This window comes from Leptotrichia sp. oral taxon 879 str. F0557, assembly GCF_000469385.1.
Classification (GTDB): domain Bacteria; phylum Fusobacteriota; class Fusobacteriia; order Fusobacteriales; family Leptotrichiaceae; genus Leptotrichia; species Leptotrichia mesophila.
The window spans coordinates 11,575-22,521 of record NZ_KI271324.1; the positions used below are offsets into that span (position 1 = coordinate 11,575).

A 10,947-nucleotide genomic window follows, 5' to 3' on the forward strand; every position below is an offset into this window, starting at 1 on the left:
AAAAAAAAAAAAAAAAAAAACAGAATAAGATTAATCTAAAGGTTTAATTATAGTATTCTTTGATATTATATGTATAAGAATTTTGAAATTAAAATAACAAATTACTGAAAGGAGGTGAAAAAATGGCTTCGACAAGATATAGATGTGCGTATTGTGGAATGACAACGACAACAGGATGGAATCCTCCTAGTGGTAGAGGATGTCATAAGTCGCCAGATGGATATCATGATTGGTATCAAGTTTAAAAATTGAAAGAAAAAAGGGGGAAGTTAATTTTGATTAAGAAATATAAACAAATGACAATAGATGCATTAGAAAGTCTTTCTTTAACAGATAAGGAAGCATTGAATGAATTAGGAGAAAGGTTATTTTATAAAAAAGAATATCAAAAATCTTTAGAATATTTTAAAAAATCTGCTATTCTTGGTAATGATATGGCAATAAATAATCTTGGAGTATTGTATGATAGAAATAAAAATTATAAAAAAGCTGGAGAATATTATTTGATGGCAATAAATAAAAAATGTAGTTTTGCATATAATAATTTGGGAAATTTATATGAGGATATTTATCAAGATTATGAAAAAGCTAAAGAATTATACAGCAAGTGTTTTAAAGAAACTGAAAATACAGAAGCATTAATATGCATAGCAAAACTTTATTCAAATTATTATAGTGATGATGAGAAAGCGAAAAAATATTTGGAAAAAGCAATGAAACTTGGAAATGTTGAAGCTAGACATATATTAGAGCGTCATTTTAAATAAAAAAATCGAAAGGAATGTTTTAATTAAAATGATTAAACATGCAATAAGATTAAAAGATAGAAAAACAGGAAAACAAACAATAGTTTATATCGAAGCAATTTCTTTTAGGGAAGCCAAACAAATTGCAATGAGAGATTACGGTTTAGCATATGAGATACAATGAGATAAGTTTTTTGAATTTAAAAGATGATAAAGAACAGTAAAATTGTTTAATATCATCTTTTTTTTTAAAAAAAAATTTATATTCATTAAAAAAATAAAAAACGATATACAAATATAATAAAAAATGTTATAATTTTATCAATCCTTGAGAAAGGAGGTGTCATAGTTATGCGTACGTTATTAATAAAAATCTTAGTTATAATTTTATTACAGATAGTAATAATTTTAATACAAGAGTTTTGGAAATAACTAAAAAAGAGAGCTTACTTTGGGGGTTAGCTCTCTTTTGATTTGTGTATAGTTATGCGTGTTTTTATTACTTTACAAATCTATTATAACATTTTATAATAAAAAAATCAACTAAATTTAAAACAAAAATTTTTAATTTTTTGTAAATAAATTGTTAATAAAAAAGATTAAGAAATTTCTGTAACATCCTTCACTTTATAATGCCCAGCACTATTAATTACATCCGCTATCAGCAAATCGTCAACTTCTTCATTTAAAATAATTTTTGCATTTTTATCAGAAAGGTTTACTTCTACACTTTCTACTTCTGGCAGTCCGTATAAAACATTTTCTACTTTTTTAGCACAGTTTTCACAGTGCATTCCTTCTATTTCAACAAGTTTTTTTATCATTTTAAAAACCTCCATAAAATTTTATTTTTATTAAGGCACAAAATTTAAAATTAATAGTTTTGTGTCAAATATATTATATAAAAAAAATTATAAGAATGCAAGAAGTTTTGTATATGCAATGATTTTGAAAAAATATTTGTAAGATAAAAAATGGATATGTAGCTGTGAAAAATATGGTATAATAGTAAAAATGAAAAAAATGGGAGAATTTTATAATGAATAAAATAAGTATTTCATACTGGTATTTGGGATATTTGCTATTAATGGGAAAACTCTTTATGTTGCTGAATAATGGGGAATCGGGAAAACTTACAGGAATATATCTGCTGGTAATTATTACAGGGATATTTTTTCTAATTTGCGTAGATGGCATAAAAATGGAAGGCAATAAGTACATAACAAGTTTTATTGCCGGTTTTATGATGTTTTTTATAAAATATTCGAGTTATAGGGATTTGAATAAAAGATTTAATATAGCTGTTATCACTTATTTGATTTTATTGTTAGTAGTGCAGATGGTAATACTAATTTTTCAGGAAATAAAAAGAAGAAAGTGGAAATCTATCTTTTTTATGATATTAATATTTTTTCAATCTGTAAAGTTTGTCAATTTTATGACAATTTATTACTGGGAACCACGTAATATTGTATATAGTTCATATTTTTCCAAGATAAAAGATAAGGAAGAAATGAAAAGAATAATAAAAAAAGTTACCTATGATAGATTCGGTAAGTATTACAGAATTTAAAAAACCAAAACAGTATGATGATGATTTTGATGTAAGGGAATTTTCTGGTGAAATTGATCAAGTGATTGATATTTCAGTAAAATATTCAGTTAACGGCGAAGGATTAAATAGTCTGGTTAAACAAGTTAAAAATTATTTGAAGTTGGTTGGAGATGAAAAAAAGACAACAAGAATTTATATAACTGATAGATATGCTTATTATAAGCCAATAAGAGTATATGAAATTAAAAATGGCGTTACAAAAATAAGATATATAAGAGAAAATGTACAGTATACTGATTCATCGTTTACAGATTTATTCTTGGATATAGTAAAAGTATTGAAAGGTAAAAGTGATTTTAATAATACAGCAGGAGAGTATTATGAATGATTGAAATTTAGTGATAAATAAACATTAGAATAAAAAATAGAAAATTAGGAGGAAATTGGTAATGAGCCATTACTTTTCAGAAAAACAGGAAGTAAAGTCAGATAGAAAAATAATAAAATATGAAATAGAAAATAAAAATTTTGAGTTTGTAACAGATAATGGGGTATTTTCAAAGACAAAGGTAGATTTTGGAACAGATGTTATGCTGAAAGTATTTTTAAGAGAAAATTTGGATAAAAAAAGTCAAAAGTTTGATATACTGGATATTGGCTGTGGATACGGAGTTGTATCAGCTGTTATAAAGTCTTTTTTTGAAAATGTTAGAACTGTTTCATCAGATGTGAATGAGCGGGCTTTGGAGCTTACAAGGGAAAACCTTTTGAGAAATGGAGTTGTAAAAGATGAAAATGATAATTTTGAAGTAAGAAAGTCTTTTGTATTTGATAATATTTCTGAAAATTTTGATGTAATTTTATCCAATCCACCAATTCGGGCTGGAAAGCAAACAATTTTTCAAATTTATGAACAAAGTTTCGAGCATTTAAATAAAAATGGAGAATTTTATTGTGTAATTCAGACAAAGCACGGAGCAAAAAGTACACAGAAAAAATTGGAGGAAATTTTCGGAAATTGTGAAACTCTGGAAATTAATGCGGGGTATAGAATTTTTAGGAGTGTAAAAAATTAGAAAAATCCATAAAAATAACTGTAAAATAAAAAATAATTGACAAAATACGATAAATACTGTATTATGATAAGGTAAATAATCAAATGTATATTGTTTTTTTTATTTTTATAAAAATAAAATGTTAAAAAAACTGGACATTTAGTTATTTTTTTGTTATAATAGAAAGGATCCGAGGTGATTATTTATGGCAAAACAGGATGTTCTTGAGCTGGAAGGTGAAATAATCGAAGCATTACCAAATGCGATGTTTCAAGTAAGGCTCGAAAATGGACACGAAGTTTTAGGACATATCTCAGGGAAAATGAGAATGAACTATATAAAAATTTTGCCAGGAGATAAGGTTACGGTGGAAGTTTCTCCGTATGACTTGTCAAGAGGTAGAATTGTATATAGAAAAAAATAACAGTTGGAAGGAGGGTTTTTAGTGAAAGTAAAAGCTTCAGTAAAACCTATTTGTGACAAATGTAAAATTGTTAAACGTCACGGAAAAGTAAGAGTAATATGCGAAAACCCTAAACATAAACAAATACAAGGATAGTTTTAAAATATTTTTTATTTTAAAAAATAACAGATTAATAAACCTAAAAACATTTTTATTAAAATATATTGTAGATAAAAAACAAAAATACTATGGATATTTAAATAAAGATTGTAAAGGTATGTTTAGCTGTAGGGCTTATTCCTTATATTGTATATGTGAGGGCATATTGAAGAAGATTAAAAATATCAAAACGAGGAGGAAAAAAATTTGGCTAGAATAGCAGGAGTAGATATTCCAAGAAATAAAAGAGTAGAAGTTTCTTTAACTTATATTTTTGGAATTGGTAGAAGCACTTCAAACAAAATTTTAGGAGCAACTGGTATCGACAGAGATACTAAAGTAAAAGATTTGACAGAAGAACAAGTGGCAAAATTAAGAGCTGCTGTGGAAGAGTACAAAATTGAAGGAGAGTTAAGAAAAGAAATTAGACTTAACATCAAACGTCTGCTTGATATCAAGAGTTACAGAGGATTAAGACATAGAAATGGATTACCTGTAAGAGGACAAAAAACAAAAACAAATGCAAGAACTAGAAAAGGGCCAGTTAGAATGGCAATTGCTAAGAAAAAATAATAAACTATTAAGTTAAAGGAGGAAACCATAAGTGGCAAAAAGACCAGCAACTTCAAAAAAGAAAAAATTAAAAAATATTCCTAATGGAATCGCATATATACATTCTACTTTTAATAATACTGTTGTTACTATAACAGATTCAGAAGGTAAAGTAGTAATTTGGAAATCAGGAGGAACTTCAGGGTTCAAAGGAACTAAAAAAGGAACTCCGTTCGCAGCTCAAATAGCAGCTGAACAAGCAGCTCAAGTTGCAATTGAAAATGGTATGAAACAAATCGAAATCAAAATAAAAGGACCTGGATCTGGAAGAGAAGCTTCTATTAGATCAATACAGGCTACTGGATTAGAAGTAACAAGAATAGTTGATATAACTCCAGTACCTCATAATGGTGCAAGACCACCTAAAAAGAGAAGACCGTAATTTTATAAACTAAGGAGGAAAAAGATAAATGGCAAGAGATAGACAGCCTGTGTTAAAAAGATGTAGAAATCTTGGTTTAGATCCTATTGTTTTAGGGGTAAACAAAAAATCAAATAGAAATATTAGACCAAATGCAAATAGAAAATTAACTGAATATGGAACACAACAAAGAGAAAAACAAAAAGTAAAATTCGTTTACGGAGTAATGGAAAAACAATTCTATAAATTATATGAAGAAGCAACAAGAAAAGAAGGAGTAACAGGGGAACTTTTACTTCAATATCTTGAAAGAAGATTAGATAACGTAATTTACAGATTAGGATTTGGTGCTACAAGAAGACAAGCAAGACAAATCGTAAGTCATGGACATATTTTAATTAATGGAAAAAGAGTAAACATTGCATCATACAGAGTAAAACAAGGTGATGTAATTACAGTTAAAGAAGATTCTAAAGAATTAGCTTTAATTAAAGAGTATGTTGGGCAAAAAACAGTTCCAGGATGGTTATCACTTGAAGAAGGAGCTTTGACAGCTAAAGTGTTAGAAAATCCAGGAAGAGATGCAGTTGACTTTGAAGTTGACGAAGCGATGATTATCGAGTTCTACTCTAGATAATAATATTTTAATCGGAGGAGATGAATTAGCTTGTTAAATATTGAAAAAATAGCTAAAAATGTAAGATTAACTGAAGAAAAAGAAGATAATTATACAGCAAAGTACACACTAGAGCCTCTATATAGAGGATACGGAAATACTATTGGAAATGCACTTAGAAGAATATTGTTGTCATCAATTCCAGGAACTGCAATAAAAGGAATTAAAATTGAGGGTGTATTAAACGAATTTTCTACAATAGAAGGTGTAAAAGAAGCAGTTACAGATATTATTTTAAATGTTAAGGAAATAGTAGTTGAAGCTGATGAGCCTGGTGAAAAGAAAATGACACTTTCAGTAAAAGGACCGGCTGTAATTACAGCGGCAGACATTCATGTAGAACCTGGGCTAAGAATTATAAATCCTGAACAAGTTATTATGACTGTTACAACTGATAGACAGATTGACATAGAATTTCTTGTTGATTCTGGAGAAGGCTTTGTAGTTTCTGATGAAATTAATACTGATGGATGGCCAATAGGATATTTGGCAGTTGATGCAATTTATACACCTATCAAGAGAGTAAATTATAGTGTTGAAGATACTATGGTTGGACGTGTTACAAACTATGACAAGTTAATTTTGGAAATTGCGACAGATGGAAGTATTGAAATTAAAGACGCTTTGTCATATGCGGTAGAATTATTAACTTGGCATTTGGAACCATTTACAAATATTGGAAACAGTATGAGTAAATACAGAGATAGTGAAGATGAATTAACAGAAACTGATGCTGAAAATGAAAATAACATTGAAGATATGAAAATTGAAGAGCTTGACTTTACAGTACGTTCTTATAATTGCTTGAAAAAAGCAGGAGTAAATACAATTTCGGACTTAACTTCAATGACATATAACGAATTATTGAAAATTAAAAATTTAGGAAAAAAATCGTTAAATGAAATTATCGATAAAATGAAAGAACTTGGTTATGATTTAGACGATAATACAAGTAGTGATGAATAATCATATAAAATTAAACTAGAATTTAGAATAAAATCTTAAACGAGGAGGGAAAATGAATCATAATAAATCATATAGAAAACTAGGTAGAAGAACTGATCATAGATTAGCTATGCTTAAAAATATGACAATTTCTTTAGTAGAACACGAGCAAATTGAAACAACAGTAACTCGTGCTAAAGAATTAAGAAAGTTTGCTGAAAAAGCAATTACTTTAGGGAAAAAATATAATAATTCAACTGATGTAGCAAGAAGAGTACATTTGAGAAGACAAGCTTTTGCATTTTTAAGAAATGAAGGAGCAGTTGCAAAAATCTTTAATGAAATTGCACCTAAATATGCTGAAAGAAATGGTGGTTATACAAGAATCATCAAAACTGCCGTTAGACGTGGAGATTCAGCTGAATTAGCAATTATTGAATTAGTATAATAATTATAATAGTTAAAAGGCATAGGTTTTATACTTATGTCCTTTTTTATTTATATTAATCCTTATTTAGAAAGTAAGTAAAATCTTATTTGTTTAATAAAAAAGAATTTTTGCTCCCTTGTTAAAAAATATAAAAAAAATGTAAAATACTGGATTAATTGAATCTATAAAACCTTATTAGTATTAATATTTTACAAAAAGAAAAGGATAAATTATGAAGAAAAAATTGATTGTAATGAGTTTATTAATTTCAGTAGCAGTTATGGCTACTGAGATATGTACTATGAAAAGTTTAGATTTTAGCAAAACTCAAAAAAGTGTAGAAAAAAATGAAGATAAAAAGCCACAAATGGGAGCGCCTATGAATAAAAAAGAAATAACCGAAGATATGATAACAAATAAAACAGAAAATGGGTACAACTTAAATTTTGATGCAAATAAAAATTATACGACGAAAACAGCTATTGTTAACGGAAAAACTGTTACTTATCGTGCTTATGAAAATATAGTTTATGTTGCAAAACCAGTTGATATTGCATATGAAACTATAAATATCTATATTCCAGAAGAATATTTTAAAAATAAATCAGTTAGAAAATACAATGCAAAAAGCGCACCAATATTTTTTCCAAATATAGTCGGAGGATATATGCCTGGAGCGGCTGGAGTGCCTGGAAATGGAAGAGATGGAAAACCTGATGCTTCATTAGTCGCATTGTCAAATGGATATGTTGTGGCAAGTCCTGGAGCTAGAGGTAGAACTTTGGAAAAAGATGGGAAGTATACTGGAAAGGCACCTGCTGTAATTGTAGATTTGAAGGCAGCTGTTAGATATTTACGATATAATGATACTAGAATGCCAGGAAGAGCCGATAGAATTATTTCCAATGGGACAAGTGCTGGAGGAGCAGTTTCAGCTTTGCTTGGTGCAACTGGTAATAATAGGGATTATGAGCCATATTTAAAGGAAATTGGTGCATTAAATGCAAAAGATGATATTTATGCCGTGTCAGCTTATTGCCCAATAACTAACTTGGATAATGCGAATACAGCTTACGAATGGATGTTTAACGATGTAAAGACATATAAAAAGATAGAGATTTCAATGTTAGATTACAATGTGGAAAGAAAATACACTGAGGGTACGTTGACTGATGATGAAATTTCACGTTCAAATGATTTGAAGAAAATGTTTCCTGCCTATTTAAATAGTTTAAAATTAAAAGGTAAAAATGGGAAACTTTTAACATTGAATGAAAATGGAAATGGAAGTTTTAAGGAGCAGATTAAGCAATATTACATTGATTCTGCAAATACTGCTTTGAAAAAAGGGACTGATTTATCGGAATTTGAATTTTTAACAATAAAAAATGGGAAAGTTGTAGATTTGGATTATGATAAATATGTGGCTTATATGGGTAGACAAAAAACGCCAGGGGCATTTGACAATGTAGATTTGTCAACAGGGGAAAATAACGAGTTTGGAGATGAAACTACGAACAATAAGCATTTTACGGAATACATGTTGGAACACTCGACAGTAAATGGAACTATGGCTGATAAAAAAATCATAAAAATGATGAATCCAATGAACTACATTGCAAATTCGAAAGTAAAATACTGGAGAATAAGACATGGTGCGGTTGACAAGGATACTTCACTTGCAATACCTGCGATACTTGCTATAAAACTCGAAAATCTTGGGAAAAAAGTTGATTTTGCATCGCCTTGGGCAACTCCACATTCTGGAGATTATGATTTAGATGAGTTATTTAGCTGGATGGATAAGGTTGTAGCAGAAGGAAGATAGTGTGAAAATAGAAAATAAAAAATTTAAAGGAATAAAATTTAAAAACAAAATTTTTATAAAGCTACTTTCATATTTTGGATTGTCGCTTTTGTTATTTTCTATTGTAATTGGAAGTATTTTTGGATATATTTATATTCAGAATACTGTTAGTTTACATAAGAAAGATTTAGTTGAAAGAGCTTATAAGATTTCAGAAACTTTGTCTAAAATATGGTTTGAGAATAGAGATGAAAAAAATGTAGATAAAGATTTAGATGTAGAAAGAAAAAATGATGCTCCAGAAAGAAATAAGAATAAATTTCTAAAGCCAAATAGGGAAGTTCCTAAAATTGTAGGAAATATAAATGGAAAGGCATTTGAAAATAATATTATTGAAGATATAAGAAAAGATGAAATTGAAAAAAGTTCAGAAGAAAAAAATTCTAAAAAATTATTAGATGAAAAACATTTTCATAGGCATAGAATCGTGGATGAGAAGGACAATAATGTTAAAATTTTTAGAAGTATGCGAATGATTGAGGATATTGCGATGGGAGAAGTCTGGATAGTGGATGCAAAAACTGGAAACATTGTACAGGGAAGAAACGAAAAGGGACAACCGTTTTCATATCTGAAATTACCACCAAATGCAGAAGAAACTATTAAAAAAGCTATTTCTGGAGAAACAACTACGACAGAAAATTTTAATGATTACTTAAATGAAAATTCAATAACAGTAGCAGTTCCAATAAAAAATGGTGAAACGATTGAAGGAGTCGTACTGCTTCATTCTCCAGTAAAATATATGTCTTCAGCATTAAAAAGTGGTATTTATACACTTGTTTTTAGTATTTTAGCTGCACTAATCCTTGCGGGTATCAGTGCTGTTTGGCTTTCTATCAGCTTTACAAAGCCACTTAATAAGATTCGTAATACAACAACAGAATTGGCAAAGGGAAATTATGAAGTAACAACACAGGTAAATCAGAATGACGAAATTGGAGAACTTGCAAAAAGTATTGATAAACTGGCACTTCAACTAGATAAGAGTTCGAAAGAAAGTGAACGTTTTGAAAAAATGAGACAAAATTTTATTGCAAATATTTCTCACGAACTGCGAACTCCAATTACAGTGATTCGTGGTTCAATAGAAGCTATTTGTGATGGAATTATAAAGGATCCCGAACAGCTAAAGGATTATAATGAACAAATTTTATCAGATAGTATTCATTTACAAAGACTGGTTAATGACTTGATAGATTTGACGAAACTTCAAAACACAGATTTTTCTATTGATAAAAGCACAATAAATTTATTTGAAATTATAAATGATGCCGTTAGAAGCATGAAGAATATTTCAACTAAAAAAGGTGTGAAAATAAATTTTTCTCTAGAAAATGCAATTGAAGAAGATAGGTATCTTTTTGTTGGGGATTACCAGCGGATTCGACAAATGATAATAATTGTATTGGATAATGCAATAAAATTTTCTAATGAAAATCAGGAAGTTGATATTTTGCTAAAAAAAGAGAATAATAAATATGAGCTTAAAATATGTGACAGCGGAAGAGGAATTGATTCTAAAAATATTGGAAAAATTTTTAACCGCTATCATAAATCAAATACCGAGGAAAATAAAAATGGAATGGGGCTAGGACTTGCAATTGCAAAAGAAATTGCAATACGACATAATATTGAAATTATCGTAGAAAGTGAGCAATATATAAAAACAGTCTTTACTTTTTTAATTCCTATAAATGAAAATTTAAAAATAACATAAATCTAGTGAAAAAATAAACTTTGATACTAAAAATAAATAAATTTATTGACAAAATTTAGAAAAAGATATAAAATTGTAATGGATACAAAGAAGTAAGTATAAATGTTAGTTGTCTTACTCAAACAATATATCTATTTTTATTATTCAATTGAAATTAAAATATAAATGACAAACAATATTAGGAGGAAGTATGCATATAGAAAACGTTGGTGACTATTTAAAGAAAAATGGAATAAAACCTTCAGTACAAAGAATGAAAATATTTCAATATCTACTAGATCATCATACACATCCAACAGTTGATGATATTTTTCAAAATTTATCTCCTGAAATGCCTACTTTATCAAAAACTACAGTATACAATACATTAAATATATTTGTCAGTAATAATATTATTCAAGAAATTATTATTGAAGAA

16 protein-coding genes are annotated in these 10,947 nt (G+C 28.2%); 15 read left to right on the forward strand and 1 reads right to left on the reverse strand.

The window, feature by feature from the left end; genetic code table 11:
* The first annotated feature begins 122 nt into the window (after window positions 1–122).
* Both HMPREF1552_RS12890 and HMPREF1552_RS05490 read left to right on the forward strand, forming a co-directional pair.
* Window positions 123–245, forward strand: a complete 123-nt coding sequence (locus tag HMPREF1552_RS12890) for a hypothetical protein (protein WP_021744131.1) — start codon at window positions 123–125, stop codon at window positions 243–245.
* A 30-nt stretch (window positions 246–275) separates the two neighbouring features.
* A complete protein-coding gene (locus HMPREF1552_RS05490) occupies window positions 276–767 on the forward strand; it encodes a tetratricopeptide repeat protein (protein ID WP_039901254.1) in 492 nt (163 codons plus the stop codon).
* Between the two features lie 578 nt (window positions 768–1,345).
* Here HMPREF1552_RS05490 and HMPREF1552_RS05495 read toward each other — a convergent pair.
* On the reverse strand, window positions 1,346–1,570 hold the full coding sequence (locus HMPREF1552_RS05495) for a heavy-metal-associated domain-containing protein (protein ID WP_039901256.1): 225 nt from the start codon (window positions 1,568–1,570) through the stop codon (window positions 1,346–1,348).
* 215 nt (window positions 1,571–1,785) lie between these two features.
* Here HMPREF1552_RS05495 and HMPREF1552_RS05500 point away from each other — a divergent pair, with 215 nt between their 5' ends.
* From HMPREF1552_RS05500 to HMPREF1552_RS05560, 13 genes are all read left to right on the forward strand, one after another.
* A complete protein-coding gene (locus tag HMPREF1552_RS05500) occupies window positions 1,786–2,319 on the forward strand; it encodes a hypothetical protein (RefSeq protein WP_039901258.1) in 534 nt (177 codons plus the stop codon).
* On the forward strand, window positions 2,288–2,689 hold the full coding sequence (locus tag HMPREF1552_RS05505; RefSeq protein WP_021744135.1) for a hypothetical protein: 402 nt from the start codon (window positions 2,288–2,290) through the stop codon (window positions 2,687–2,689). Before HMPREF1552_RS05500 ends, HMPREF1552_RS05505 begins: the two co-directional genes overlap by 32 nt.
* 61 nt (window positions 2,690–2,750) lie before the next feature.
* Window positions 2,751–3,377, forward strand: a complete 627-nt coding sequence (locus HMPREF1552_RS05510) for a class I SAM-dependent methyltransferase (protein ID WP_021744136.1) — start codon at window positions 2,751–2,753, stop codon at window positions 3,375–3,377.
* Between the two features lie 184 nt (window positions 3,378–3,561).
* Window positions 3,562–3,780, forward strand: coding sequence for a translation initiation factor IF-1 (gene infA, locus HMPREF1552_RS05515; RefSeq protein WP_006805851.1), 219 nt, complete (start codon window positions 3,562–3,564; stop codon window positions 3,778–3,780).
* 21 nt (window positions 3,781–3,801) lie between these two features.
* The gene (gene rpmJ / locus HMPREF1552_RS05520; RefSeq protein WP_015770204.1) at window positions 3,802–3,915 is read left to right on the forward strand and encodes a 50S ribosomal protein L36; all 114 of its coding nucleotides are present in this window, start codon (window positions 3,802–3,804) and stop codon (window positions 3,913–3,915) included.
* 210 nt (window positions 3,916–4,125) lie between these two features.
* Window positions 4,126–4,491 carry a 30S ribosomal protein S13 gene (gene rpsM, locus HMPREF1552_RS05525; RefSeq protein ID WP_021744138.1) on the forward strand — a complete coding sequence of 122 codons (366 nt, stop codon included), beginning with the start codon at window positions 4,126–4,128 and terminating at the stop codon, window positions 4,489–4,491.
* Between the two features lie 31 nt (window positions 4,492–4,522).
* A complete protein-coding gene (gene rpsK, locus HMPREF1552_RS05530) occupies window positions 4,523–4,912 on the forward strand; it encodes a 30S ribosomal protein S11 (RefSeq protein ID WP_015770205.1) in 390 nt (129 codons plus the stop codon).
* A gap of 28 nt (window positions 4,913–4,940) precedes the next feature.
* On the forward strand, window positions 4,941–5,528 hold the full coding sequence (gene rpsD, locus HMPREF1552_RS05535) for a 30S ribosomal protein S4 (RefSeq protein WP_021744139.1): 588 nt from the start codon (window positions 4,941–4,943) through the stop codon (window positions 5,526–5,528).
* A 30-nt stretch (window positions 5,529–5,558) separates the two neighbouring features.
* Window positions 5,559–6,533: a DNA-directed RNA polymerase subunit alpha gene (locus HMPREF1552_RS05540; protein ID WP_021744140.1), complete on the forward strand. Its 975-nt coding sequence runs from the start codon at window positions 5,559–5,561 to the stop codon at window positions 6,531–6,533.
* A 52-nt stretch (window positions 6,534–6,585) separates the two neighbouring features.
* Complete coding sequence (rplQ, locus tag HMPREF1552_RS05545) at window positions 6,586–6,960, forward strand: 50S ribosomal protein L17 (protein WP_021744141.1); 375 nt, start codon at window positions 6,586–6,588, stop codon at window positions 6,958–6,960.
* Between the two features lie 349 nt (window positions 6,961–7,309).
* Window positions 7,310–8,770: a subtype B tannase gene (locus HMPREF1552_RS05550; RefSeq protein ID WP_369750437.1), complete on the forward strand. Its 1,461-nt coding sequence runs from the start codon at window positions 7,310–7,312 to the stop codon at window positions 8,768–8,770.
* A 1-nt stretch (window position 8,771) separates the two neighbouring features.
* Window positions 8,772–10,529: a cell wall metabolism sensor histidine kinase WalK gene (locus HMPREF1552_RS05555; RefSeq protein ID WP_021744143.1), complete on the forward strand. Its 1,758-nt coding sequence runs from the start codon at window positions 8,772–8,774 to the stop codon at window positions 10,527–10,529.
* A 190-nt stretch (window positions 10,530–10,719) separates the two neighbouring features.
* On the forward strand, window positions 10,720–10,947 hold a 228-nt coding region (locus HMPREF1552_RS05560; RefSeq protein WP_021744144.1), incomplete at its 3' end, for a Fur family transcriptional regulator.